This window comes from Pseudomonas sp. LAIL14HWK12:I10 (assembly GCF_900184205.1).
Taxonomy (GTDB): domain Bacteria; phylum Pseudomonadota; class Gammaproteobacteria; order Pseudomonadales; family Pseudomonadaceae; genus Aquipseudomonas; species Aquipseudomonas kermanshahensis.
Window position 1 is genome coordinate 33,328 of the sequence record NZ_FXWU01000002.1, and the last position, 25,126, is coordinate 58,453.

The 25,126-nt window shown below is 57.8% G+C and carries 21 protein-coding genes; 12 read left to right on the top strand and 9 right to left on the bottom strand.

The annotated features are described in order from the left end of the window. The first annotated feature begins 906 nt into the window (after positions 1-906). From QOS90_RS04155 to QOS90_RS04165, 3 genes are read left to right on the top strand one after another with little or no spacing between them, the layout of a single operon-like run. Positions 907-2,499: an SAVED domain-containing protein gene (locus QOS90_RS04155; RefSeq protein WP_085272397.1), complete on the top strand. Its 1,593-nt coding sequence runs from the start codon at positions 907-909 to the stop codon at positions 2,497-2,499. A 47-nt stretch (positions 2,500-2,546) separates the two neighbouring features. Further along, the gene (locus QOS90_RS04160) at positions 2,547-3,722 is read left to right on the top strand and encodes a nucleotidyltransferase domain-containing protein (RefSeq protein WP_085272398.1); all 1,176 of its coding nucleotides are present in this window, start codon (positions 2,547-2,549) and stop codon (positions 3,720-3,722) included. After that, the gene (locus tag QOS90_RS04165) at positions 3,719-4,381 is read left to right on the top strand and encodes a hypothetical protein (RefSeq protein ID WP_143491059.1); all 663 of its coding nucleotides are present in this window, start codon (positions 3,719-3,721) and stop codon (positions 4,379-4,381) included. Before QOS90_RS04160 ends, QOS90_RS04165 begins: the two co-directional genes overlap by 4 nt. A 117-nt stretch (positions 4,382-4,498) precedes the next feature. Here QOS90_RS04165 and QOS90_RS04170 read toward each other — a convergent pair whose 3' ends face one another. Continuing rightward, positions 4,499-5,617: an SAVED domain-containing protein gene (locus QOS90_RS04170; RefSeq protein WP_085272400.1), complete on the bottom strand. Its 1,119-nt coding sequence runs from the start codon at positions 5,615-5,617 to the stop codon at positions 4,499-4,501. A 279-nt stretch (positions 5,618-5,896) separates the two neighbouring features. On the opposite strand from QOS90_RS04170, the gene QOS90_RS04175 reads away from it, so the two are divergent. From QOS90_RS04175 to QOS90_RS04185, 3 genes are all read left to right on the top strand, one after another. After that, positions 5,897-6,256, top strand: coding sequence for a histone-like nucleoid-structuring protein, MvaT/MvaU family (locus tag QOS90_RS04175; protein ID WP_085272401.1), 360 nt, complete (start codon positions 5,897-5,899; stop codon positions 6,254-6,256). 154 nt (positions 6,257-6,410) lie between these two features. Beyond that, entirely contained in the window at positions 6,411-6,614 is a 204-nt protein-coding gene (locus tag QOS90_RS04180) for a hypothetical protein (RefSeq protein WP_085272402.1), read from the top strand. Positions 6,615-6,719: 105 nt separating this feature from the next. Then, positions 6,720-7,271, top strand: a complete 552-nt coding sequence (locus tag QOS90_RS04185; protein ID WP_085272403.1) for a 3'-5' exonuclease — start codon at positions 6,720-6,722, stop codon at positions 7,269-7,271. Here the strand turns inward: QOS90_RS04185 and QOS90_RS04190 are convergent, their stop codons facing one another. From QOS90_RS04190 to QOS90_RS04200, 3 genes are all read right to left on the bottom strand, one after another. Next, positions 7,272-7,592, bottom strand: coding sequence for a Mov34/MPN/PAD-1 family protein (locus QOS90_RS04190; RefSeq protein ID WP_349496966.1), 321 nt, complete (start codon positions 7,590-7,592; stop codon positions 7,272-7,274). 158 nt (positions 7,593-7,750) lie between these two features. Continuing rightward, positions 7,751-9,538, bottom strand: a complete 1,788-nt coding sequence (locus tag QOS90_RS04195; RefSeq protein WP_085272405.1) for a ThiF family adenylyltransferase — start codon at positions 9,536-9,538, stop codon at positions 7,751-7,753. Next, positions 9,522-10,781 (bottom strand): nucleotidyltransferase domain-containing protein, encoded by a 1,260-nt coding sequence (locus QOS90_RS04200; RefSeq protein WP_085272406.1) that lies wholly within the window; start codon positions 10,779-10,781, stop codon positions 9,522-9,524. The genes QOS90_RS04195 and QOS90_RS04200 overlap by 17 nt, the downstream gene beginning before the upstream one ends. Before the next feature lie 1,268 nt (positions 10,782-12,049). Between QOS90_RS04200 and QOS90_RS04205 the strand changes: the two genes are divergently transcribed. Further along, entirely contained in the window at positions 12,050-12,373 is a 324-nt protein-coding gene (locus QOS90_RS04205; RefSeq protein WP_097151313.1) for a helix-turn-helix domain-containing protein, read from the top strand. A 145-nt stretch (positions 12,374-12,518) separates the two neighbouring features. On the opposite strand, the gene QOS90_RS04210 is transcribed toward QOS90_RS04205, so the two are convergent. The 3 genes from QOS90_RS04210 to QOS90_RS04220 all read right to left on the bottom strand — a co-directional run bounded on the left by QOS90_RS04210 (position 12,519) and on the right by QOS90_RS04220 (position 17,409). After that, positions 12,519-13,769 carry a ribonucleotide-diphosphate reductase subunit beta gene (locus tag QOS90_RS04210; protein WP_027594698.1) on the bottom strand — a complete coding sequence of 417 codons (1,251 nt, stop codon included), beginning with the start codon at positions 13,767-13,769 and terminating at the stop codon, positions 12,519-12,521. 491 nt (positions 13,770-14,260) lie between these two features. Beyond that, positions 14,261-14,392, bottom strand: coding sequence for a hypothetical protein (locus QOS90_RS04215; RefSeq protein WP_256208043.1), 132 nt, complete (start codon positions 14,390-14,392; stop codon positions 14,261-14,263). Positions 14,393-14,529: 137 nt separating this feature from the next. Further along, a complete protein-coding gene (locus QOS90_RS04220) occupies positions 14,530-17,409 on the bottom strand; it encodes a ribonucleoside-diphosphate reductase subunit alpha (protein WP_027594697.1) in 2,880 nt (959 codons plus the stop codon). A 623-nt stretch (positions 17,410-18,032) separates the two neighbouring features. Between QOS90_RS04220 and QOS90_RS04225 the strand changes: the two genes are divergently transcribed. Together QOS90_RS04225 and QOS90_RS04230 are read left to right on the top strand one after the other, a co-directional pair. Beyond that, positions 18,033-18,731 (top strand): response regulator, encoded by a 699-nt coding sequence (locus QOS90_RS04225; protein ID WP_085272409.1) that lies wholly within the window; start codon positions 18,033-18,035, stop codon positions 18,729-18,731. Then, positions 18,728-20,335 carry an ATP-binding protein gene (locus tag QOS90_RS04230; protein WP_085272410.1) on the top strand — a complete coding sequence of 536 codons (1,608 nt, stop codon included), beginning with the start codon at positions 18,728-18,730 and terminating at the stop codon, positions 20,333-20,335. The genes QOS90_RS04225 and QOS90_RS04230 overlap by 4 nt, the downstream gene beginning before the upstream one ends. Positions 20,336-20,338: 3 nt before the next feature. On the opposite strand, the gene QOS90_RS04235 is transcribed toward QOS90_RS04230, so the two are convergent. Continuing rightward, positions 20,339-21,040, bottom strand: coding sequence for a 4'-phosphopantetheinyl transferase family protein (locus QOS90_RS04235; protein ID WP_027594694.1), 702 nt, complete (start codon positions 21,038-21,040; stop codon positions 20,339-20,341). Between the two features lie 80 nt (positions 21,041-21,120). Next, positions 21,121-21,912 carry a dienelactone hydrolase family protein gene (locus QOS90_RS04240; RefSeq protein ID WP_085272411.1) on the bottom strand — a complete coding sequence of 264 codons (792 nt, stop codon included), beginning with the start codon at positions 21,910-21,912 and terminating at the stop codon, positions 21,121-21,123. Between the two features lie 129 nt (positions 21,913-22,041). Between QOS90_RS04240 and QOS90_RS04245 the strand changes: the two genes are divergently transcribed. The 3 genes from QOS90_RS04245 (at position 22,042) to QOS90_RS04255 (ending at position 24,798) form a co-directional block, all read left to right on the top strand. Further along, positions 22,042-22,647, top strand: a complete 606-nt coding sequence (locus QOS90_RS04245) for an outer membrane beta-barrel protein (protein ID WP_027594692.1) — start codon at positions 22,042-22,044, stop codon at positions 22,645-22,647. Between the two features lie 130 nt (positions 22,648-22,777). After that, on the top strand, positions 22,778-23,455 hold the full coding sequence (locus tag QOS90_RS04250; protein ID WP_027594691.1) for a response regulator: 678 nt from the start codon (positions 22,778-22,780) through the stop codon (positions 23,453-23,455). Next, a complete protein-coding gene (locus tag QOS90_RS04255; protein ID WP_027594690.1) occupies positions 23,452-24,798 on the top strand; it encodes an ATP-binding protein in 1,347 nt (448 codons plus the stop codon). Before QOS90_RS04250 ends, QOS90_RS04255 begins: the two co-directional genes overlap by 4 nt. Positions 24,799-25,126: the final 328 nt, after the last annotated feature.

Below are 25,126 nucleotides of genomic sequence, written 5' to 3' on the forward strand. Positions count from 1 at the left end.
TTTCAAGCGTCTCCAAGGGGAGGCAATGAGTCAAGAAGTCGGAGCCCGCGCTCCCAAAATACTTGATCTGGGTAACACGTACCAGCTAGCTTGAGCACCGCACAGGGAAGCATGCCTTGAGGCCGGATAGCCGCTTAGGCTTGCTGCCATCAAGGAGAGGAACGGGTGGATGCGCAGCTTGCTGATCATGACCACGATAATGACTATCGCTGCGGCAAGAACAATCAATGAATATGTGGGGGTCATCTAGAGTTTCTCTTTCGCTAATCGCATCAGTGCGGTTTTTTGTTGGTTTCCCCCGATTAGATTTCAGCTTCGTATGTTTCTCAAATGATCACTCCTCAATTTATGGTTGAACTGATGTCACGCATGATTAAAGCTCACTGCATATTTGAGAGTTGCCGTCTATTTGTGATAAATAAAACGACCTCCCGTGCCACGGTAGGGGGCAGCGTTACAGTTTTGAAAGGCACAAATTAGCGCGCGGTCGGGGGGGGGGGGGCTCATTCGAGCCAGATTACGGCCAGTGTGATGAATCGCTCGGTATATGAGTGCTTTGAGTTCAAACTCGATTGCGCAAGCTTCGTGCCCGGTCAGTGCTGGACATCTTGTCGCTGACGAGCATATCTCGACGGACACTGCACTGCGGGCTGCTGAGCATGCGGCTCGCCGCTGTGAGGGGCGGTAGGTGCCGGAAGGTTGTGGGTGTTATTCGATATTTATCGACAAATCAATTCTATATAGAACTCCATGGAATATAAGGCACATCATGTTGTGCCTTATCTTAAAAAAGACACTATATCTTGATTTGGCGGAAGCCTTTTCGTACTCTCAAAGCGCTGGGTGTCGCCAGCGATGCAGTATCCCCATGCCAAACGTAAAGGTGGTAACTCCCAGGAGGGACTAATGGCGGTACCGTTGGATGCACTCTACGATCAGGACCTGAAGGCCACTCTGGAGTATTGGCAGCAGACCCCGAACTGTCGGGTCATCATGGCCTTCGAGGAGGGTGGTTGGAGGTTTGCAATCGTTCGAATCGACACGTTATCAGGCGCGCTTGATCATGCTGTCACCGGCGATTTGGGGGAGGACACCAAGGCGTTCTTGACCGCCTGGGCAGCAGCGAGGCCTGCATTCAGTATCAAGCTGGAGCTTCATGCTGTATCAGATATTCCTGTGGTTGCTACCGACGTTACGCAGTTCGCAGAAGGCTTGGCTGTGCTTCCTGAAGCAAAGGCTACAAAAGGGGCTTTGACCTCCTTCATAAAATGCCGTGAGGCTCTGCTTAGCGACCTCAAACGGCCTAGCCTGCCAGACCAGGTCGTTAACTGGGTCTATTCGAGGTCTGCCGGCATTTGTGAGTTTGAGGGCTGTGATGCCGTCTTGTTCAAGGATGATCGTGACCACTACGGCTATTATGGGTACCTCGCGCATATCGTAGCGGCTAAGGCCAAGGGACCTCGGGGCGATGAAAAGCTCTCCGCTGTCTTGGCGCAGTCCCCGAACAACATCATGCTCTGCTGCGACATCCATCACCGGTTAATAGACAAAGTCGACCCCGACAGCTATCCGCGTGAGCGACTAGAGGCCATGGTTGCGTCTCGGGTGAAATGGCGTACTCATCAGGTCAGGACACTGGCGTATCCGGTGGTTCATGCCTTGGCATTCATTGGCGACATCGCAGGTAGAACCACCTCGTTCTCTCAGCACGATGCCCGTAAGGCGTTGCTGCAAGCTCAGTTGAACCCGGCCAGCGAAAGGGTTGCTGAGTTCCTGCTACGCGACTCACAGGGCGGCAATGACGTGAATGACCCGGGTTATTGGTCGTCGTTCTTGAGAGCATTCCGGTCTCAGATCTTGCACATCCATGAAGCGGTTCGCGGACACGGCGCATTTGGTACCCAAGCAGAGCAGTTGGCAATTTTTCCGTTGGGCAACATGCCAGCTATGTTGCTGGGCGGATGGTTGATCGGCGAGGCTCGCCGGGTTGAATTATTTAGCTTCAGACGTAATCACGGCACATGGGTACGCCCTGAGACGGATCCAGCACCTGTGACCTTCACTTGGACTAAGCCAGACCAGCCCCCTTCGCCCGCTGGTAGGGTGCTGATCACTCTGGAATTGACTGCGGAAATCACTGACTCGGCGCTGAATGCTGAGCTTCTGTCGATGCCCCGCATCCGTATTGAGCCCAGCGTCCATGGTGTTGATGTGGTTGTGCCCCCGAAGGCAATGGAGGCTTACCGGGTGGCTTGTCATGAGGCCTGGGCTTACGTCACTGATGTCCTCAAAGCATCGGAAGTATGTATATGCGCCATCGCCCCGGCAGCTGCAGTATTTGCTTTTGGGATGAAGCTGCAGGCAAGGTTGCATCCACTAATTCACATGTACCAAATGGCTCCGCGGAAGCCGCCATTCAGGGCCTTCAGTCTCGGCAGGCACACCATCATTGCTCCACATGAACCACCCCATAACGAGCTGCAGCTCGAAGCCTTCTGAGCGCTGGCTGGACACTATCGGCTTCAACCCAATCAAGGAATTTCAACGTGGACCATGAAGAACGTAGCCTAACCACCGCAGTGGAAGCGCTTGAGTTGCCACCTGGCGCGTATGAGAGAGCTAAGCGCCGGTATGAATCGTTGGGTGAGTGGTTCAGCCGCAAGGAGTCCACGTTGGCGGATAACGATCCCCATATCTTCGTGCAGGGGTCATTTGCCCTCGGTACGGCGATCAAGCCGCTGCTGGAGGGTGAAAGCTATGATCTAGACCTCTCCTGCAAGCTGCGGGAGGAAGTGTTCCGCCATACTCACAGCCAGGCGCAGCTCAAGGAAATGGTGCGCCTCGAGCTCGAAGGCTACCGGGATGCCAAGCAAATCCGCGAGGATCTGGAAGAGAAGCATCGGTGCTGGCGTCTCTACTACCAGGATGATATGAATTTTCACATGGACGTAGTGCCGGGCGTTCCTGTGGATGAGGCCAGAAAACAAGCGCTTTCTATCGCCATGGAGAGTTTCGGCTTCAGGCAAGTGCTTGCGAACGATGTCGCGGAGCTGGCTGTTTACATCACTGATGATCAACGCCCTAACTACGAGGCAATCAGTGATGACTGGCTTCTAAGCAATCCTGATGGTTACTGCAAATGGTTTGAGTCGAAGTCAGATCCAGAGCCGGTCGGGCCAGTAGTGACGATGGAAGCACAGGTTGATGAGGTTCCATTCCACTCACGAAAAACTAATCTGCAGCGGGCAGTTCAGCTCCTCAAGCGGCATCGGGATGTCATGTACAAGGACGATCCGGACCCCAAGCCCATCTCGGTCATCATTACTACCCTGGCTGCAAGCAGTTATCTGCCCGCCGCGACGCTTGGAGAGGCCCTCACATGCTGCTTAGGTGCTCTCAGCCACTTCGTCGAGTCAAATGCCAATGTGGTGCCGAACCCAGTCAACCCAAAGGAAAACTTTGCCGACCGCTGGGCAACCCTTGACGGGAAAAAGCTTCGGTTGAAGGAAAACTTCCAACTCTGGGTACGCCAAGCAGTACGTGACTTCGAGAAAATCCGCTCACTCGATGGACAGTCTCTTATCGACCACTTGAAGGACGTGCTTGGCGTAAACGTTTCAATGAACCAGGTCGGCGCACCTGTCATGGCTTCAGCAGCATCGACGCCGGCACCCGCGATCGTCGTTACCAATGCGCCGAGGCCATGGAGTGGTCGCGGTTGAGGGCATTCGATCCAGCGATAGAGGCATTTTTAGACGCCTATCCAATGATGCGGTATCGGCCAACAGTGGCCGGTGCTGTCAGGTTGGCTGGCCGTTTAGTGTTCTCTGCGTTTTCGGAAGGGCTTCCGGAGTTAGGGGATGAGTACCGCGTCCAGATCGACATAGCCAAGCCCTTGGATCAGTCGCTGCCTCAGGTTTTCGAGACGGGTGGTCGAATTGCCAGGGAGAGGGTGAATCATGTGAACCCTGATGGCTCACTCTGTCTGGGCTCTCTGCTCAGTCAGCGCCTTGTCCTCGGTGCCAAGCCAACCTTGACTGACTTCGTCGAAAAGTGCGTCATTCCGTTTCTTTATGCTCATAGCTTGCGTGAGCAAGGCTTGGCACTGTTTCCTTTTGGTGAACTCGAGCATGGGGAGCAGGGCCTGATTGACGACTACCTCAAGATTTTTGGCGTGCCTGATTCTGCCAGTCTGCGATTGCTTATGAAAATGCTCGCACTTAAGCGGCGGCGAGCGAACAAGCTTTCTTGTATCTGCGGTTGCGGACGCCGCTTCGCGGCTTGCGGCCTTCATGCTCGTGCTCATGCCGCTCGGCGCACGCTTTCCCGCCTGGATATAAAACGAGCCTACAAAGAGATTTGGTTTGAGGATGCTCACTAGTGCGGCGGTCAGCCTCTTGCGGCTGCGGGTGATGTCCTCTTCACGGATGGCCAGCTGCGTAAGTGTGGATCAGCACGCCAGCCGGCCAACAAACTCGTCGGTTTCTCACTGCGTAGTTTAAGACAGTGGTTCTGCCGCTCTTTTCACCTCGTATCGAAAAATTGAGGGCTCATCCTGCGCGTGAGAGGGAAGGGCAACCCCCCAGGGGAAGGCCGGACTGGATGACCGTTCGTATTGATAGACAATGGCCAGAGGTAGCAGTCTCCGATCATAGATACGCCCCAGATTGAATACCACGCTGTTTGGCGCGGCGATGATCAGGTGAATTGTCTTGGCCCCTTTAGCTAACAAGCCCTTCACGACTTGCAGGAATTGTTCTGCCAACGCGCTTTGCTTTTCAATAGACCAGTGTGCGTTGGACGAGAGATCGTCCATTCTCATGTGCAAAACGGGCAATTCTGGGAAGGCTTTTGCGATGCCTGCCTCGTCTACAGGGTAAGAAATCGAAAGGGCAAAAACGACTTCTTCTACCCTGTCGGCGATGGCAGACACAGTTTGAAGTCGCTGATTGTCGTCAACGCCGCTCTGAATCAAGCGCCATTGGCCGACCCCTAGGCGGTCCCAGTCAAAGATCTTGATTCTACCTCCCTCGTCATCGAGCAGGCATCCAGTCAAAAACGTGAATGGCACGGCCATGAGTCCGCCGTAGACGATCTCAATATCGTTTTTATTTTGCCCATCAAGACGTCGGACCAGATCACCTCTACCGTCTACCACCTTTTTCAGGGCGATCTCTGGATTAGTGATGCGCCCCTCGGTAATGCCTTCGCGAATGTCGACAAGGATGGTGTCGACGTTACCCCCGAGGGTGCTCTTTACTGTGGTGTCCAAAGGACTATCAATTTTGAAGAGTCCTTTTTGCTCGAGGATCAGGACCCGTTGGCGGGCCAGTTGCTGACGGTCGTGCAGATTGAGGCAAACCCCAAGCACAATCATCAGTACGCCAACGCCGAATGCAGTCAGGCTGATCCAGGTGGCAGGTCCTCCTGAGGTGTCTACGCTGGCCTGTAGCTGGGTCGAATCGCTTTTATACACAATTTGCCCGACGATCCCGCCGGCGAGCGAAAGGCCTATGACTAAAGCGCCGCTGCGGATCAGCGTTACGCCCAGGTTTTTGGGGCGCACAAACCAGTCGACTAGCTTTCTTCCCCAATTCAGCAATTCTTCCTTAAGCATAAGTACATCCTAGGTCTGGTTGGCTGCCGCAATCTTAAAACTGACTACAGGTGGTTAGTTGATCGGGCGGGCTACAGTGAAATTAATAGATTTAGCATTTCAACAGGTCGGAAAAGCTATAAGCGTTGGTGAGAATGATATCAAACTGTCCTGATAGGTAGGATTTCTTGCGCACTTTGGATTCGTTTTTTCGTCGGGCGTAGATGGGATTGCATCAGGTTGACATGCTAAGCAAGCTAATGATTGAATGTTTGGACTTACTCACTGAAGGTTATTTTCATGTCTAAACTCGCTGAATTTCGTGCCCTTGAGCAAAAGCTTGCGGCGCAGCTGGCCGAGCTGGAAAGCTTGAAAAATGACAACGCGCTGAAGCAAGAAATCGAATTTGAAGGAAAGCTGCGTTCTTTGGTGGGAGAATATGGTTACAGCTTGCGCGACGTAATTCAGATTTTGGACCCCAGCGCTCGCGCAGAAGTAGCAGTCCTGCCGGCCAAAAATGCTCGAAAACCTCGTCAAATGAAGGTCTTCAAAAACCCCCACACGGGAGAGGTGGTTGAAACCAAGGGTGGGAATCATCGTACCCTGAAAGAATGGAAGGCTCAGTACGGTGCCGGTACCGTAGAGTCCTGGCTTTCTTGACTTCCTCACTGATCCTGTTTCCCAGCAAGGAGGCCCAGATTGGCGGCCACCGTACCCTTCAAGGCAGGCAAATAAGTGCTGCCTTGACCGAGTCAGGTGCTGAGCAGGAAGGGTCTTGTGAGATTTTCTATGCGTGGCGGATTTTGGAGCGACGATGAATACCCGATTCAGAATAACCATTGAAGACTGGGATGGAGACGGAGCCGTCCGCATACCCGACCAAGCCTTGCAAGAGCTTGGCGTTGACGTTGGGGATTCGCTCTATCTGATTGAAGAGTTCGTCGGCACCAGTCGCTGTTTGGTGCTCTCAAAGACACCAAAAATTCCGGATCGCGTGGACGAGCTATTTGGCGTTTGAATACTTATTGCCATATTCCAATATGCTCGGCTGCTAGCCTGTTTTCTAATAGGATAGTGAATTCGACCCTGCAGATCGTCAGTTGTCTATCCAGGAGGTAAGGGAATGAGCACTGAAGAACTTTATATTTCTATAGATATCGAGGCTTCAGGCCCGATCCCTGGGGACTACAGCATGCTCTCCCTTGGGGCGTGTGTTGTCGGGCGCCCAGATCAGGCTATCTACCTGGAGCTACAGCCAGACAGCCCCAAGCATGATCCTGAAGCGGTGGCTGTAACGGGGTTCGATCTGCAGGAGTTGACAGTTACAGGAATTGTTCCTGTACAGGCGATGCAGAGGCTTGCGGAATGGTTGGCCAATGTCAGTCTGCCCGGTCAAAAAGCTATATTTGTCGGTCTCAACGCTCCTTTTGATTGGTCGTTTGTCAATTATTACTTTCATAAGTATGTGGGGGAGAACCCCTTCGGATTTGCGGCACTCGATATCAAGGCGTATTACATGGGGGCTTTCAATCTCGATTGGAAGCAGACTAAATCATCGCACATGAGTGCAAATCTACTACCGCAGTCATCTCCCACGCATAATGCGCTGGATGACGCGCGCTATCAGGCAGAGCTTTTCCAGTTGATGCTGCAGCGTAGGGCAGCGCTGCCCTGATCAGTTGGCCAAGGCGGCTTCCACGCACTTCCCGTCACGGAACAACCACGCCTTGATGCCGTCGGGTTCTGGGGATAGGCCTACAATCACTGCGATCGGGTGGGGTAGTTCCTGCGCGTAGCGTGCTGCGAATCGAGAAAAGCTTGCTATATCTGTGGGTGAAATCGCCGGAACGGTTTGTGGATGTGTATGCCAATACCCCACAAGCCGAAGCCCTTGTGCATTGGCCGATTCAATTTCCCTGCGACAGCGGTCAGCGTCGAGTTCCAGCCAGGACCATCCAGCGCGGTCTCTTGCATGTGGCGGTGTGGCGAGGCTCATGATCAATCCAGCGGGGTTGGCCAGGTCGACAAACAGTTGACCACCTCTTTCAGTTCTCCACGTTCGTTGCCTGTACTGATCAAGCACTTCGGCAACAGTTTGGGAAACCGACAAGCGAACATCGATGCCAGGCCATTGCCATGCCCACGCTATAGCACTCACTGCTTACCACTCTCCGCATCTGGCCAATCACGTTCAAGCACGATGTGTTGGACGCCATCTGCTAAGGGTGGCCCGCTGTAAGTGCCGTCATGAGTAGGAATGTCCTGAGGTCGATAGATACTTGTGGTCCACACAGGTTTGGTGATCTGCCCGGTAAGACCCCTCAATGCTACTTGGGTAACCATCGACGCCACGTTGGCCATGCCTGAGGCGCCTCCAGGGATGAAGGTTTGGCCACACGCCGGCAGTGGAACCACCCCGCCACCGTTCGGCCACTCGGTGTACTTGAAGTTGAAATTACCAGCGTCATCGAACAAGGGGCGTCCATCATGCTGCCCTTGTGGCGCTAAGAGCGCATGCCCAACAAACGAGTGAGGCTCACTCCACGCTTGCAGGAGATTCCAGCCTGCGGCTTGCGCTTTGCGGAACCACAGGGCTACTTCCGATGACCAGTCTGCAGTGGTGACAAGCACCATGTCTGCATCGTCGAAAATTTCCGGCATCTTGAGCAGCATGAGCTCAGCGAAATCCATGAAGGCCGTGACCTTAACGGTAGGCAGATCATGCGTAATTTTTTCGGCAAGAGCAGTCGCTTTTGACTGAGCGAGATCGTCGGCCCCTAGTACATGACGTCCCAGATTCGCAGACTCTAGGATGTCAGGGTCGATGAGGACGAGCTCTCCCACGCCCGAGCGGGCAAGTTGTAAGGCAACAGTGCTCCCCAGCGAGCCGACGCCGACCATTACTACCTTGGACTTTTCCAGGCTCTTGGCGGTACCGCTGAGGTCGCGGGAAAGAATGTCATCCCGATCTAACACATTGAGAATGGCGCCCCTCACCAGAACAGGCGAGTGGGATGGCTGATTCTTGCCTGACCATCGCCGAGCTGAGCGAAAGCCATACCAGCGGCCATGGTCTGGTTGTTTACTGTAAGAACGGACATCTAGGCAATACAGAGGCGCTCCTGTGGGACCGGGTAATTCAAGTACAAGCCACCGATTGGCCAGTGAGCCCTTTCCGGAGAACCAGGCCAGGAATTGCTTGCTATCGTCTGGGCTGAGGTGCGGTGTCAGCCATTCCAGCAAGCGATCAGGAGTCGGAAATTGGATATCGGGGAAGGTCAGCAACTTCAGATAGAAGCCTGCGACTGCTGGTGCTTTGATTTTCGCGCTTAACCCAAGCGTACGGTTGATATGCGTTCTGAGTAATTGCACATCTGGTGCAAGCCAGGCGGTACGGGTGCGTCGGCCAGGGCGCGGGTCGCTGGTTGCAAATAGTTCTGATGCCGCCTTAGGCCTCTCCAGCAGCAAGACATCTTGAGGAGAAATATCAAGCTGCATGTTCCAATACGAGGTAAATTCTTTTTGGAACTCAGTGTCACGCAATGCAGGATCTGCATCTGTTCGAACAAACTCAAGAATTGCCCCAAGCCGTACGAGGCAGTCCTGTACCACTGTTTCCGGATCTCCCGTAATTGGCCTTTCGCGGAAACCGTGCAGACAGAGCCCGGATCTAGTGGCATGCGGCCATGCGAGCCAGGGGGACGGCTCGACTTGGATCCTCAGCGAGACCAATGGAAACTGGTTTGGAAACGCTATGCGCAGCTGCCTTTCAATGCCGGTGTGGTCGGGTGGGAGAGGCAACAGAAAGCTGGCGGCTTCGCCTTGTTTACGATCTGTAGTTCTAAGGATTGAAGTCGCAACTTCCTCGCCTATAAATGCGCGAAGCGCGGCGATGCCACGCTCCACGGCCGGGGACAGGTTGGGCTTAACCGAGGCGTTCAACTGGCTTCACATTCGTTTGTGGAGTGGCGTGGCTCGAGCTGCCAAAGATTGCAGTGGCGGCTAAGATGTTTTTGGTAGTCCCAACTTTTCGACCAGCCATCGTCCAGTGCCCCGGAATTTCGTTGTTGACCTCTGTAATCACACTCTGGCCGATTCCAAAGCTTCGTTTCATGACGTTGGCGAAAGAGTCAGCGCTGTCGTGGGGATGCAGGCCAAGCATAAAGGCAACCAATGCACTCGCATGCCAATTGTCAAAGGCCTGGCGGTATTTGTGTCCTTCCTCAGGCCTATTCCATTTCTCCGCGAAGTTCTCACCGGCGTCCCGTGGATTGAGTACATAGTACTGTCCTGCAAATACTCTGATCTCTTCAGGGATTTTTTCGACGATCTTGAGGATCGCATCGATCGGGGTCAGTGGAGTGTGATGTGACTCTTTTACCACCTTGAGGTAGGCATGAGTTGCCAAGGTGGTGATCACTGCAGAAATTGGGCGGTAATCCTCATTTCGCGTTTCAATTGCCCATTCATCGCGGTGCCGTTTAAGCAGTTTGATGGTGGCTCGCAAAGGATCGAGCTTGTCGTAGTCCTGGTATGAGGGAAGGGGCTCTTGTGTGGCCGAGTCCATAATCGCGCCGCGACTTGCATTTATTGCCAGGCTCTTGAACAGCTCGAGCGAGATATTTTGCTCTGAAGCGCTATGTAGCCAGTCCGCATAGGGGATTGGGCTGCTGGCCTTCCAGCCAGTTACACGGTCAGGTACCTCAAGTTTTCCTTGACCGTCACTCTCGTCATTACCTTGCACAGGCCGCGCAGGGGTGACATCAATGTGAAATCCTGGATTCTCGTCTGCGTATTCGATACGAATGCCGCGGCGCAGCTGGACTATCTCCGACTGCACTCGGCTGCCCTCACGGAAGCGCTGTTCTATAGCTGCTAGAACCGTGTCCGCATCTGCATCTCCGGCATTGGGAAGCCAGACTATGGCATCAGCATCGATCGTGCCGAGATCTTTGGGGGCATCTTTGACTGGATTGATCGTAGTCTTAAGGCGCATTGAACCCTGAGGGAAGATATGCGCACCCTCAAGCAAAGGGTCTTTGGAGGCCGAGAGGATGCTCTGCAGCTGTGAGTAGCGATCCTCAATCACCTTGTATTGGCTGGCAGTCAAAGAGATGCTGCTCGCAGCGCGCAGAAGTAGGCGCTCCCAGCTACTGCGCCTGGTTGATTCATCTTGTGTAATCATGCTCGAGTCTCGTCAGAAGTGTGGCCCAAGGTCATAATGCGTTTGAATGGTCTAATAGCACCATTCTTTCGCGTGTATAACGCATATGCTTCCCGCTGCTCCGGAGCTGCCAGAACCAATCTCTTTAGATGTACCGGCAATGAAGGTGGTAGGGTTGCAGGTTTTAAATTTTGATCTGATAAATAATGCGCGCGTCCGCAGGATGAAATCCCTAAGGGTACTCACAGAAGTGCGCGGTGAAAGCTCCCCAAGACTAGAGCTTGCACCGTTTTTTTCGCTGCCGAATTGACGGCGATTTTTTGACATCGATTTGCTGAATGTTTGACCCTCACCGCACAGGCCGAAGAGCGGGTGTGGATATTCTATCTAGACCAGATTTGATCATGGATCCATTTGTAAGTCAAAGAAGATGAACTATGATGAATCGTTTAATCTGATTTTGCTTTTGAAGCAAAACATAGTGTTTTCAAATCGTAACTTGTGACTGATTTTAGAGGTTGAGTGCGACTTAATATGTCGCACCCGGATTGCCTACTTGATCTGCTTAATTCTGTTTAAGTGATTCTCATGTTGAAAAAACTCAACGGCCTAGTGGGCAGGGCGTGGCCCGTGCGCGAGCAAAAATAGCGCGAGTTTTGAAAGTGATTTCAAGCGTTGTACGTTTCAGCATTGGACACCGCTTGTGATGGCTAGTGGCTGCAGTTTGTTATTCTTTTGAGCTGGCGAGTGTCTTGCGCGCGCTTTGTATACTATTTTTAATGCTAGTTGACCTTGGTTTTTGCGCTTTCCGTGCACACGATCCTCGTAGTAGGTTTCGTCAATCGTGTGATAGATGATCGAGTTTGGTACTTCATTGTCATCGAAGCTTACCTCAAGTTTGGCGAGCACCTCGGTGCGCCATTTCCTGGACCGGTTAGCATGAGGAGGGGTGGATATAATAATTTGTACAATTCGTATTAGCTCATCCCGTTGACAGCATTCCAGAAAATCTAGAAGCGCCCGCGGGGTCGCCAGCAATATTACGCCGAAGGTGAGCTTGGGGTCCCCTTGTTGCTTAGTATGTACCTGGAAGAATGTTTCGCTAGTATCAACTCTAGGCCAACTCTTGTAGCTGGGGTCGACCTTGCCTATAAGAGTGATGACCTCTTCCTGGGGATCTGAAACAAACACGGCTTGAAACCTCAATCGAAACGGAGACGGAGTGGGGTCGTACTGATTATTTAGGAGTACAACGAATTTTCTCATATATGCTGTATGCAGCATAGCGTTTGAGTCCGCATCAGGGCTTTATCGTTCCTTTTGTGGGTAACCAGATGGATCGCAAGTTGGCTTTTGGCTCCGCGCTTAAGGAGGTGCGGGTACGAAAGGAGATCGCACAAGAGCAGTTGGGGGCGAGCCAATCATTCGTTTCCACAATTGAGCGTGGCATTCGCAGTCCAACGATCGAAAAAATGGAAGAATTTGCGGAGCGACTAGGAGTGAATCCTGCGACCCTGATTGTCTTGATGCAGGTCGGTCAGGAGGGCGATGTGGACGAGGTTCTGGCAAAAATCCGGGATGAAATCAGAGCGCTGAAGCGGGTAGGGGTTTAGCCGTTCTTCGGCATATACGAAAAAGCCACCTTGGCCTTTGCGGCTCGGGTGGCTTTTTTCATTTCATGCGCTTATTTGGTGCGAGAATTCGCAAAATCTGAAATTCGTTCGGTTCTCGCTGAAAAATAAGGCTCAGCCCGGACAATCAGTCCCAGCTCAACGCCCCACCGGTCTGATACTCAATCACGCGCGTCTCAAAGAAGTTCTTCTCCTTCTTCAAGTCCATGATCTCGCTCATCCACGGGAACGGGTTGGTGGTGCCTGGGTACTCTTCCTTCAGGCCAATCTGGGTCAGGCGACGGTTGGCGATGAACTTGAGGTAGTCCTCCATCATCGCTGCGTTCATGCCCAGTACACCGCGCGGCATGGTATCGCGGGCGTATTCGATCTCCAGCTGGGTCCCTTGCAGGATCATCTGGGTCGCTTCTTCTTTCATCGAGGCATCCCACAGGTGCGGGTTCTCGATCTTGATCTGGTTGATCACGTCGATACCGAAGTTCAGGTGCATCGACTCGTCACGCAGGATGTACTGGAACTGCTCGGCAACGCCGGTCATCTTGTTGCGGCGGCCCATCGACAGGATCTGGGTGAAGCCGCAGTAGAAGAAGATGCCTTCCAGAACGCAGTAGTAGGCGATCAGGTTGCGCAGCAGCTCTTTGTCGGTTTCCGGGGTGCCGGTGTTGAATTCCGGGTCGGAGATGGCGCGGGTGTACTTCAGGCCCCAGGCGGCTTTCTTCGCGACCGACGGGATCTCGTGGTACATGTTGAAGATCTCGCCTTCATCCATGCCCAGCGACTCGATGCAGTACTGGTAGGCGTGGGTGTGGATCGCCTCTTCGAAGGCCTGGCGCAGGATGTACTGGCGGCACTCCGGGTTGGTGATCAGGCGATACACGGCCAGGGCCAGGTTGTTGGCAACCAGGGAGTCGGCGGTGGAGAAGAAGCCGAGGTTGCGCATGACGATGCGGCGCTCGTCTTCGGTCAGGCCGTCCTGGCTCTTCCACAGGGCGATGTCGGCGGTCATGTTGACCTCTTGCGGCATCCAGTGGTTGGCGCAGCCGTCGAGGTACTTCTGCCAGGCCCAGTCGTACTTGAATGGCACCAGCTGGTTGAGGTCGGCGCGGCAGTTGATCATGCGCTTTTCATCGACCGCAACGCGGGCAGCAGAACCTTCCAGCTCGGCCAGGCCTTCGGCAACGTCGAGGGCGTCAAGGGCAGCCTTGGCGCGTTTTACGGCTTCGGAGTCAGAAGCGGTAGCGGCACGGGCTTCCAGGGCGGCGGCACCGCCGGCGCTGTCGAGCTTGTCGAGGGTGGCAGCGGCGTTGGCCTGCGCAGGGGTGTTGCCTTTGGCGGCTACTTCGCCGTCTTCCTTGTCGAATTCGTCCCAGCTCAGCATGGTTTGGCTCCTGCTTGAGGGTCGCCCTCAGGCAACCGGTTGGATTTTAAGAATGTGATGCCTGACGCAAGGCCGTTACGGCGAATGGACAGCTCGAGAGGCTGACTCTCGTTACATCTGGATGTGCTTGTGCCTGGCCAGGCCTCACAGAGGGGCCAGGGACTTGAAAGGTGCCCTTTTCAGAGGGGGCGCAGTATACCGGAATTCGCCTTCGATCGGGGTGCGAGTCTGGCCGGCAAGGGTAACTTTTTCGACCGGTTTGGCGCGCATCCGTTCACCAAGGGTGTGCCGTGCGTTCGGGCAAGAGTGTAGCCGCTAAACGAAGGTTTGGCACTATATGTTGTGGTTTTTTGTTTGTTAAACACTGTATATGGGGTTTGCGCGTCATGTAGGAGCAGCCTTGTGCTGCGAAGAGGCCAGCGTAAGCACAGCACATTTCGCTGGCATAACCGGCCTCTTCGCAGCACAAGGCTGCTCCTACACAGCACGTGTTAGCTGCACTGCTTGCGCAGGGTCTCGACCACATGTGTCTTGGGGTGCTTGCGTGCTTCTTCGACCGAGGTGAAGCGGCCGGTTTCAGCATTGCGACCAATTTTGCGAGTTGCCACTTTTTTCCGCGCCATGGGGTACGTCCTTTTTTGAGAGGTCCTGCTCTTTTACCGAGCCGCGCGAGCGGTGGGCAAAGGGTAAGGCTTCTCTGGAGCGCGGATACAAAAATGCCGCAAGGGGCGCCCGTGGGCACCCCTTGCGGCATCAGGCCTTACTGGCAGGCTTCGCAGTCAGGCTCGTCGATCGCACACGCCTTTGGCACAGGTGCCGGGCCGGCGGCCTGAACCGGGGCGCTGTCGCCGCCGCTGGAAACGGCGTTGAGCTTGCCGGTGTTGATGGTCGACTTCTCGGTGCTGGTCGCAGCCAGGGCACGGAGGTAGTAGGTGGTTTTCAGACCACGGTACCAGGCCATGCGGTAGGTCACGTCCAGCTTCTTGCCCGAAGCGCCAGCGATGTACAGGTTCAGCGACTGAGCCTGGTCGATCCACTTCTGGCGACGCGAGGCAGCATCGACGATCCACTTGGTCTCGACCTCGAACGCGGTGGCGTACAGGTCTTTCAGCTCTTGCGGGATACGCTCGATCTGCTGCACCGAACCGTCGTAGTACTTCAGGTCGTTGATCATTACCGAGTCCCACAGGCCGCGGGCTTTCAGGTCGCGAACCAGGTACGGGTTGATCACGGTGAATTCGCCCGACAGGTTCGATTTCACATACAGGTTCTGGTAGGTCGGCTCGATGGACTGCGACACGCCAGTGATGTTGGCGATGGTCGCGGTCGGCGCGATGGCCATGATGTTCGAGTTACGAATACCTTTTTGTACGCGAGCACGCACCGGCGCCCAGTCCAAGGTCTCGTTCAGGTCGACGTCGATGTACTTCTGGCCACGGGCCTCGATCAGGATCTGTTGCGAATCCAGCGGCAGGATGCCTTTGGACCACAGCGAGCCCTGGAAGGTCTCGTAGGCGCCACGCTCGTCGGCCAGGTCGCAGGACGCCTGGATCGCGAAGTAGCTGACCGCTTCCATCGACTTGTCGGCGAACTCGACCGCAGCGTCGGAACCGTAGGCGATGTGCTGCAGGTACAGTGCGTCCTGGAAGCCCATGATGCCCAGGCCAACAGGGCGGTGCTTGAGGTTCGAGTTACGCGCTTGCGGCACCGAGTAGTAGTTGATGTCGATCACGTTGTCGAGCATGCGCACGGCGGTGTTCACGGTGCGTTGCAGTTTGGCGGTGTCCAGCTTGCCATCGACGATGTGGTTCGGCAGGTTGATCGAGCCCAGGTTGCAGACCGCGATCTCGTCCTTGTTGGTGTTCAGGGTGATCTCGGTGCACAGGTTCGAGCTGTGGACCACGCCCACGTGCTGCTGCGGCGAACGCAGGTTGCACGGGTCCTTGAAGGTCAGCCATGGGTGGCCGGTCTCGAACAGCATCGACAGCATCTTGCGCCACAGGTCTTTGGCCTGGATGGTCTTGAACACCTTGATCTTGTTGTACTCGGTCAGGGCTTCGTAGTACTCGTAGCGCTCTTCGAAGGCCTTGCCGGTCAGGTCGTGCAGATCAGGCACTTCCGAGGGCGAGAACAGGGTCCACTTGCCGTCATCGAAGACGCGCTTCATGAACAGGTCAGGGATCCAGTTGGCGGTGTTCATGTCGTGGGTACGACGACGATCATCACCGGTGTTCTTGCGCAGCTCGATGAATTCTTCGATGTCCAGGTGCCAGGTTTCCAGGTAGGCACAGACAGCGCCCTTGCGCTTGCCGCCCTGATTGACCGCAACGGCGGTGTCGTTGACCACTTTCAGGAAGGGTACGACGCCCTGGGATTTACCGTTGGTGCCCTTGATGTAGGAGCCCAGTGCACGCACAGGGGTCCAGTCGTTGCCCAGGCCACCGGCGAATTTCGACAGCATGGCGTTGTCGTGGATCGCGTGGTAGATGCCCGACAGGTCGTCCGGCACGGTGGTCAGGTAGCAGCTAGACAGCTGCGGGCGCAGGGTTCCGGCGTTGAACAGGGTCGGGGTCGAGGCCATGTAGTCGAAGGACGACAACAGGTTGTAGAACTCGATCGCACGGGCTTCTTTTTCTTTCTCTTCCAGCGCCAGGCCCATGGCCACACGCATGAAGAATACCTGTGGCAGCTCGAAGCGTACGCCATCCTTGTGGATGAAGTAGCGGTCGTACAGGGTCTGCAGGCCCAGGTAGGTGAACTGCTGGTCGCGCTCGTGGTTGATCGCCTTGCCCAGTTTTTCCAGGTCGAAGTCGGCCAGCGCCGGGTTCAGCAGCTCGAACTCGATACCTTTGGCGACGTAGGCTGGCAGCGCCTTGGCGTACAGCTCGGCCATCTCGTGGTGGGTAGCGCTGTCGGCAACGCTGAGGAAGCCCAGGCCTTCGGCACGCAGGGTGTCCATCAGCAGGCGGGCGGTGACGAACGAGTAGTTCGGCTCGCGCTCGACCAAGGTACGGGCGGTCATCACCAGGGCAGTGTTGACGTCCTTGATGGCCACGCCGTCGTACAGGTTCTTCAGGGTTTCGCGCTGGATCAGGTCGCCATCGACTTCGGCCAGGCCTTCGCAGGCTTCGCTGATGATGGTGTTCAGGCGCGCCATGTCCAGCGGCGCCAGGCTGCCGTCGGCCAAGGTGATGCGGATGCTTGGGTGCGGCTCGACCACGGCGTCGGTGTTGGCGCGGGTGGCGCGCTCTTTTGCACGCTGGTCGCGGTAGATCACGTAGTCGCGGGCGACTTTCTGCTCACCGGCACGCATCAGGGCCAGTTCGACCTGGTCCTGGATTTCTTCGATGTGGATGGTGCCACCCGATGGCATGCGACGCTTGAACGTGGCAGTGACCTGCTCGGTCAGGCGCGCGACGGTGTCGTGGATACGCGACGAGGCGGCGGCGGTGCCGCCTTCAACTGCGAGGAACGCCTTGGTGATGGCCACGGTGATCTTGTCGTCGGTGTAGGGGACGACAGTGCCGTTGCGCTTGATCACGCGCAGTTGGCCGGGGGCGGTGGCAGCCAGATCCTGGTTGGAATCGGCGGCCTGCGGCACCTGGGCCTGCGGGTTCTCGCGAGTTGTGTCGGTTTGCATGGGTGGGTGTCTCCACAGTTTCTATATTGTACAGGCGCCTTTTGGGCGCCCACCGTTCCGTCCACTTGCTCGATCACCCGTGCGGGGATGCGTCATGCGCGCGCATCCGCCCGCTCGGGCGTACCGACTTCGGGACAGACTCAGGAATAAGGGGCAATAGCTTGCCGCTCCCTGGCCGAAGTCAAAGGTTTTGGGCAGTACCCAAAAGCTGTTGCAGTTCAGTAGTCCGCTGGAGCGGTATGGCTGGTCAAATCACCTGAAGTTCAACCGGGAAATCGAATAATTTGCCGGGTTGACTTTTGTGTGTGATTTTGCACGAACCCCAACATGTAGTGGTTCGCTGCGATCGGGATACAAGATAATGCGGTATCAGGGTCTTTGCAAGGCGAGCGCCTGTGGATAAGTTGTGCGTACTTTGTGGGTATGGCCTGTAGGCCTTGTGCCAAGTGGTGTGCAGTATTTTTCTTCAGTGCGCTGCCCCAAGGCAGAATTTTGAGGGCGCGAACCCTACCACAAAAAACGGTTCAGTCCAGTGGCGAGTGTGGCACTGCAGGTCGGTTGGCAGTGCTCGGGGCGGAACGTAGTATCGACGATAGAAAAACAACAATTGAAAGGCAAAAGCCATGGACCAACCCATCCCCCGCATCCTCATCGTCGAAGACGACCAGCGCCTGGCCGAGCTCACGGCCGAATACCTCCAAGCCAACGGCTTCGAGGTGGCCGTCGAGGGCGATGGCGGCCGCGCGGTGCGACGCATTGTCGACAGCCAGCCTGACCTGGTGATTCTCGACCTCATGCTCCCCGGTGAAGACGGCCTGAGCATCTGCCGCCGGGTGCGCGGCCAATATGCGGGCCCGATCCTCATGCTCACCGCCCGCAGCGACGAACTCGACCAAGTGCAGGGCTTGGACCTGGGCGCCGACGACTATGTGTGCAAGCCCGTGCGCCCGCGCGTGTTGCTGGCGCGTATCCAGGCCCTGCTGCGGCGCAGCGAAGCGCCCGAAAGCAAGCGTCTGGACCTGGCCTTCGGCCCGCTGCGCATCGACAACCGCCTGCGCGAGGCGCGGCTGGGCGAGCAACTGATAGACCTGACCGGCGCCGAATTCGACCTGCTCTGGCTGCTGGCCAGCAACGCCGGCCGGGTTTTGTCGCGCGAGCAGATCTTCACCGCCCTGCGCGGTGTCGGCTACGACGGCCAGGACCGCTCCATCGATGTGCGCATTTCCAAGATCCGCCCTAAGATCGGTGACGACCCGATCCACCCACGCCTGATCAAGACCCTGCGCAGCAAGGGTTACCTGTTCGTCGGCGAGGCGCCATGAACAACTCGATCTTTCTGCGCATCTATGGCGGCATGCTCGCCGTGCTGGTGCTGGTGGCGCTGCTCGGGGTGCTCAGCCTGCACCTGGTCAACGAAGTGCGCGCCGCCCAGCACCGCGAGGGCCTGGCCCAAGGCACTTTCAGCCTGATGGCCGACAACCTGGCCGTGCAGAACGAAACCGAACGCAAGCGCTCATTGCTGATGTGGGAGCGCCTGCTTGGGGTGCCGTTGGCGCTGCAGCCGATGTCGGCGCGCACCCTTGACGGTGGCCAGCGGGCCCGGTTGTATCGCGGCCTGGTGGTGGTCGAAAAGACCGGCCCGCACGCCGCCCAGGTGCTGCGCAAGGTTGGCCGCGAGGATGTACTGCTGGTGGCCCAGATCAAGCAGGTCAGCGAGCAGTTGGCCCGGGCCACCCTTTACCTGTTGGCGGACGAGCTGGTGCGTTACCCGGTGACCGAGCAGCAGCAGCGCCTTGCGCAACTCAAGCAGAGCAAGGGGTTTGGTTTCGACATCGCCCTGCAACGCCTGGAGCGGGTCGGCCTGGATGACGACCAGCGGCGGCGGGTAGAGGAGGGCGATACCGTCATGGCCCTGGGCAAGGATGGCGATTCGATCCGTGTGTTCTCCGGGCTCTCGGGGTCTCCCTGGGTGCTGGAAATCGGCCCGTTGCATCAGCTCAACCCGTACCCGCCGCAGTTGCTGATCTTGATAGCCTTTCTCGGGCTGTGCCTGATCGGACTGGTGGTGTATCTGCTGGTGCGCCAGCTGGAGCGTCGTGTGTCGGGCCTGGAGATTGCGGCTACGCGTATTGCCCAGGGCAGCCTGGACACCCGTGTGCCGGCCGGTGACGCCGATTCGGTCGGGCGCCTGGCTGCAGCATTCAATGGCATGGCCGAGCACCTGCAGCGCTCGTTGACCATGCAGCGCGAGCTAGTGCGGGCGGTGTCCCACGAGCTGCGCACACCGGTGGCGCGCCTGCGCTTTGGCCTGGAGATGATCGAGACCGCGAGTACCGACCAAGCCCGCGCCAAGCACCTGGCCGGCATGGATGGCGACATCCAGGACCTGGACAAGCTGGTCGACGAGATGCTGACTTACGCGCGCCTTGAGCAAGGTGCGCCTGCGCTGAAATTCCAGCGGGTCGACCTCGATGCCTTGTTTGACCGGGTGATCGAGGAACTGGCGCCACTGCGGGCCGGCATCAAGGTGGTACGCGGTGCTTGCCAAGGGCCTGAAACTGATGGGGCCTGGGTCGAGGCCGAGCCACGCTACCTGCATCGGGCGCTGCAAAACCTGGTGAGCAACGCCATGCGCCATGCCGAAGGCGAAGTTCGGCTCAGTTACCAACTGGGGCAGCAACGCTGCAGGGTCGATGTGGAAGATGACGGGCCAGGCATCCCGGAGGGCGTTTGGGACCGCATCTTCACGCCCTTCACCCGGCTCGACGACAGCCGCACCCGGGCTTCTGGTGGGCATGGGTTGGGCCTGTCGATCGTTCGGCGGATCATCTACTGGCACGCTGGCAGGGCCACGGTAGGGCGCAGCGAGGCGCTGGGCGGCGCCTGCTTCAGCCTCAACTGGCCGCGTGCACAGGCGCCCCAGTAAAGGTCAGACGCTGATCAGGCTCAGCAGGTGGCCGTCCTGAAGGCAGAACTGGCCCTGCAGTTCACTGCCGCGTTGCCATTCGGGTGACAGGTCGGTGAGCAAGCGCAGGCGGGCCAAACCCTCGGTGGACCACTCCAGCACTTCGGCGTGCTCGAAATAGAAACGCTGGCGAGTCAGCGGGTAGAGGGTCTTGAACAGGCTTTCTTTGAGCGAAAAGGTCAGCGTCACTGTCAGGCCTAGCTGGCGGCGGTCCAGGCGCTCACGTTCGGCGGGGGTGAGGATTTCCGCCATCAGGCGCTCGGCACGCTCGTCATCGAGCAGCGACTCCTGATCCAGGCCCAGGCCGCGGCAGCTGCCTTGGCCCGCGACGACGGCGGCGGCCCAACCTTTGCCGTGGGTGATCGAGCCGTGGATACCGGCCGGCCAGATGGGCGAGCGGTCTTCGTGGGTGCCCGGCACAAAGTCGCGGCCATCCAGCCGTTGCAAGGCGGCGCGGGCGCAGACACGGCCGGCCAGGTACTCGGCCTGGCGCTTGGCCACCGAGCGTTGCAGGCTGGCGCTTTGTGCAATGCCGGCACGCTGGAAGTCGTCGGCAGCCAGGTGGGCCGGGTCGAAGGCACAGCTGACCAACACTGCACCCGGCAACGGGCGGGGCAGGGGCCAGTGGTGCTGAAGTGGGGAGCAGCAGGTGGGAAGTGTGTTCATGGGGGCTATTGTGCCAGCCGCGACGCCTGTGTGGGAGCGGCCTTGCGTCGCGATGGGCCGCAAAGCGGCCCCGGCGATCGTTACTTGAACACGTTCTTGAAGAAGGCCTGCATATCCGCCCATGAGCTTTCATCGGCTGCCTTGTTGTAACCAATGTCCGGCCCACCATGCTCGCCATGGCTCAAACGGTCGGCGTCCGGGTTGGTGAAGCCATGCTTGGCCCCGGGGATGCTGACGAATTTGTAGTTGACCTTGGCCGCGTCCATTTCCGCCTTGAACGCTTCGACCTGTTGTTCGTTGACCATGCTGTCCGCCGCGCCGTGCTCGACCAGTATGTCGGCCCTGACCACGCCCGGCTTGGCTGGCGTCTGGGTGGCCAGCGCGCCATGAAAACTCACCACGCCATCGAGTTTTTCTCCCCGGCGCGCCGCATCGAGCACCACCTTGCCGCCGAAGCAGTAACCCACGGCGCCCAGTTGGTGCTTGTTGACGTTCGGCTGTTTTTTCAGCAACTCCAGGCCCGCGTCGAAGCGCGCGGCCGCCGCAGCCGGGTCTTTCATCGCTTCGGCCATGAACGCCTGAGCATCCTGCGGATGCTCGGTGTGCTTGCCATCGCCATACATGTCGATCGCCAGCGCTTTGTAGCCCAAGGCTGCCAGGTCACGGGCGCGGCGCTTGGCGTAGTCGTTCAGGCCCCACCACTCATGCACCACGACGATGCCCGGGCGTTTGTCGTCCAGCGCATCGTCATAGGCGTAGTAGCCGACATAGCGCTTGCCATCGTCGTCCTGGTAGGGGATCTCGCGGGTCACTACCGCCGCCTGGGCGAGGGCGGCGCTGCACATCAAGGTCAGGGCCAGCAGGGCGCGCATGTTTACTACTCCTTGTCTTGCAGACAGTTCGTTCAGCCCTGGTTCAGCCAGGGTTCAGTCACGGTTCAGGGTGCCCTCCTTACTCTAGCTTCCAGACAGAAACAGCGCATCCAACTGGAGTACGAAGCCATGAAAACCTTCAACACCTTGCTCGCCGCCATGGCCGTCTGCGCCGCAGGCATTACCACCGCCCAGGCCGCCGATGAAAACTTCGCCAGCCTGACCTACGGCCAGACCAGCGATAAAGTCCGCAAGTCGGGCCTGTTGCAACGCAACACCGACAACCTGAACGCCGACGGCATCATCGGCAAGGACGACACCTGGGGCGTGCGCGTGGGTAAGATCAACGACCAAGGTCGCTACTACATGACCTACGATAACGTCTCAGGCGACCACAGCGGCCTCAAGTTGCGCCAGGAAAACCTGCTGGGCAGCTATGACCTGTTCCTGCCGGTGGGCGATACCACCAAACTGTTCGGCGGCGGCAGCCTGGGCATGACCAAGCTGACCCAGGATTCTCCAGGTGCCAGCCGTGATACCGACTATGGCTACGCGGTGGGCCTGCAGGCAGGCGTGATCCAGGAGATCACCGACAAGGCGTCGGTGGAGATGGGCTACCGTTACCTGCGCACCAATGCTGCAACCGAGGTGGGCGCCAGCGGCGGCCCGAAAGACGGCACCCTGCGCCTGACCAGCAGTGCACAAACTTACCTGTCGGCGAACTACAAGTTCTGAGGTAGTTGTTATCCTGCACTGGCCTCTTCGCAGCGCAAGACTGCTCCTGCATCGGGCAACCACTGTGCCTGTAGGAGCAGCCTTGCGCTGCGAAGAGGCCGGCACAGGCCATATAAACAAGGAGCTGCACATGAAACTGCTGGTGGTCGAGGACGAAGCGCTGCTTCGCCATCACCTCTACACCCGCCTGGGCGAAAGCGGCCACGTGGTCCAGGCTGTCGCCGATGCCGAAGAGGCCCTTTACCAGGCCGAGCAGTACCACTTCGACCTCGCCGTGATCGACCTTGGGCTACCGGGCATGAGCGGCCTGGAACTGATCGGCCGCCTGCGCAGCCAGAACAAGACCTTCCCCATTCTCATCCTCACCGCCCGTGGCAACTGGCAGGACAAGGTCGAAGGCCTGGCCGCCGGTGCCGACGATTACCTGGTCAAACCCTTCCAGTTCGAAGAACTCGAAGCGCGCCTCAACGCGCTGCTGCGCCGCTCCAGCGGGTTCACCCAGTCGACCATCGCCGCAGGCCCGCTGCTGCTCGACCTCAACCGCAAGCAGGCGACCCTGGACGATCAGCCCCTGGCCCTGACCGCCTACGAATACCGCATCCTCGAATACCTCATGCGCCACCACCAGCAGGTGGTGGCCAAGGACCGCCTGATGGAGCAACTCTACCCAGGCGATGAAGAACGTGACCCCAATGTGATCGAGGTGCTGGTAGGGCGCCTGCGCCGCAAGCTGGAAGGTGATAACGGCTTCAAACCGATCGACACAGTGCGCGGCCTGGGTTACCTGTTTACCGAGCGCTGCCGATGATCCGTTCCCTGCGGGTGCGCCTGATGTTGGCGGCCGCAGTGCTGGCGCTGCTGTTCATGCTGGCGCTGCTGCCTGCCTTGCAGAAGGCGTTCAGCCTTGCCCTGCAGGAATCCATCGAGCAACGCCTGGCCTCGGACGTGACCACGCTGATCTCCGCCGCCCGCATCGAGCACGGCCAATTGCAGATGCCGACACTGCTGCCGGACGAACGCTATAACCTGCCCTACACCGGCCTGCTCGGCTATATCTTCGACCGCGACGGCAACCTGGTGTGGCAGTCGCGGGCCACTGCAGACCAGAACATCAACTACCGCCCCCGCTATGACGGCCGTGGCAACGAATTCGCCCGCATCCATCAAGGCGATGGCGAAGAGTTCTTCGTCTATGACGTCGAGATCAAGCTGCTCGGCGGCCAGAGCGCGGCCTACAGCATCGTTGCGCTGCAACCGGTGCGCGAGTACCAGCACACCCTCGATGGCCTGCGCGAAAAGCTCTACCTGGGGTTTGGCGCAGCCTTGCTGGCGCTGCTGGTGCTGTTGTGGGCTGGCCTGACCTGGGGCCTGCGTTCGCTGCGGCGGCTGAGCCGCGAGCTGGACGAGGTCGAGGCCGGCGCGCGTGACGGGTTGAGCCGCGAGCACCCCCGTGAGCTGCTGCGCCTGACCGGTTCGTTGAACCGCCTGCTGCACAGCGAGCGCGAACAACGTCAGCGCTACCGTGACTCCCTGGATGACTTGGCGCACAGCCTGAAGACACCGCTGGCGGTGTTGCAAGGGGTGGGCGAGAGCTTGCGCCAGCGCAGCGGTGAGCGCGAGCAGGCGCGCGTGCTGCAAAGCCAGATCGAGCGCATGAGCCAGCAGATCGACTACCAACTGCAGCGCGCCAGCCTGCGCAAGAGCGGCCTGGTGCGTCACAGCGTGCAACTCAAGCCCTTGCTCGACAGCTTGTGCAGCACCTTGGCCAAGGTCTACCGCGACAAGCAGGTCAGCGTCGCGCTGGACATACCCGAGGCCGCGCAGCTGCCGATGGAGCAGGGCGCGCTGCTGGAACTGCTCGGCAACCTGCTGGAAAACGCCTACCGGTTGAGCCTGGGGCACGTACGGGTGAGCCTGGAAGAAACCCCAGGCCAACTGACGCTGTGCATCGAAGACGATGGGCCAGGGGTGCCGGCCGATCAGCGCGAGCGCATTCTGGAGCGCGGCGAGCGGCTGGACAGCCAGCACCCGGGGCAGGGCATCGGGCTGGCGGTGGTCAAAGACATCGTCGACAGCTATGACGCCGGCTTGAGCCTGGGTGATTCGCCGCTGGGTGGCGCGGCGTTCCGGATCACCTTCACGCTGGATTGATCGGCAGTACCCGCCCTTTCACAGGCATGCACATGCTTGAAAGCAGTGCTCCCCTGTGGGAGCGGGTTCACCCGCGAAAGGGCCATACCGCCATACACTATGGGCGGATTCCCGCCATCACCCCTTGTACAAATCCCGCCAACGGGCGGAAATCCGCCAGCCTTCCTCAGCTTTTTCGCCCTGTCGTTGGGCACTTGTCCCTAGCAATCTCGGCCTTTGCACCCTTCGTGGGCATTTTGGCATTGCCCTTGCTATTGATCCTGGCAGAGGCCTGCCCAGGCAGCTCGAACACAACGACAAATCCCTCCATGTGCAGGAGGGTTAGCGA

Coding starts and splice junctions, on each gene's coding strand:
- QOS90_RS04230 (WP_085272410.1), top strand. CDS start 18,728: ATGAACAACTCGATCTTTCTGCGCATCTATGGCGGCATGCTCGCCGTG.
- QOS90_RS04210 (WP_027594698.1), bottom strand. CDS start 13,769: ATGCTGAGCTGGGACGAATTCGACAAGGAAGACGGCGAAGTAGCCGCC.
- QOS90_RS04250 (WP_027594691.1), top strand. CDS start 22,778: ATGAAACTGCTGGTGGTCGAGGACGAAGCGCTGCTTCGCCATCACCTC.
- QOS90_RS04175 (WP_085272401.1), top strand. CDS start 5,897: ATGTCTAAACTCGCTGAATTTCGTGCCCTTGAGCAAAAGCTTGCGGCG.
- QOS90_RS04155 (WP_085272397.1), top strand. CDS start 907: ATGGCGGTACCGTTGGATGCACTCTACGATCAGGACCTGAAGGCCACT.
- QOS90_RS04170 (WP_085272400.1), bottom strand. CDS start 5,617: ATGCTTAAGGAAGAATTGCTGAATTGGGGAAGAAAGCTAGTCGACTGG.
- QOS90_RS04190 (WP_349496966.1), bottom strand. CDS start 7,592: ATGAGCCTCGCCACACCGCCACATGCAAGAGACCGCGCTGGATGGTCC.
- QOS90_RS04220 (WP_027594697.1), bottom strand. CDS start 17,409: ATGCAAACCGACACAACTCGCGAGAACCCGCAGGCCCAGGTGCCGCAG.
- QOS90_RS04240 (WP_085272411.1), bottom strand. CDS start 21,912: ATGCGCGCCCTGCTGGCCCTGACCTTGATGTGCAGCGCCGCCCTCGCC.
- QOS90_RS04185 (WP_085272403.1), top strand. CDS start 6,720: ATGAGCACTGAAGAACTTTATATTTCTATAGATATCGAGGCTTCAGGC.
- QOS90_RS04180 (WP_085272402.1), top strand. CDS start 6,411: ATGAATACCCGATTCAGAATAACCATTGAAGACTGGGATGGAGACGGA.
- QOS90_RS04245 (WP_027594692.1), top strand. CDS start 22,042: ATGAAAACCTTCAACACCTTGCTCGCCGCCATGGCCGTCTGCGCCGCA.
- QOS90_RS04225 (WP_085272409.1), top strand. CDS start 18,033: ATGGACCAACCCATCCCCCGCATCCTCATCGTCGAAGACGACCAGCGC.
- QOS90_RS04215 (WP_256208043.1), bottom strand. CDS start 14,392: ATGGCGCGGAAAAAAGTGGCAACTCGCAAAATTGGTCGCAATGCTGAA.
- QOS90_RS04200 (WP_085272406.1), bottom strand. CDS start 10,781: ATGATTACACAAGATGAATCAACCAGGCGCAGTAGCTGGGAGCGCCTA.
- QOS90_RS04255 (WP_027594690.1), top strand. CDS start 23,452: ATGATCCGTTCCCTGCGGGTGCGCCTGATGTTGGCGGCCGCAGTGCTG.
- QOS90_RS04235 (WP_027594694.1), bottom strand. CDS start 21,040: ATGAACACACTTCCCACCTGCTGCTCCCCACTTCAGCACCACTGGCCC.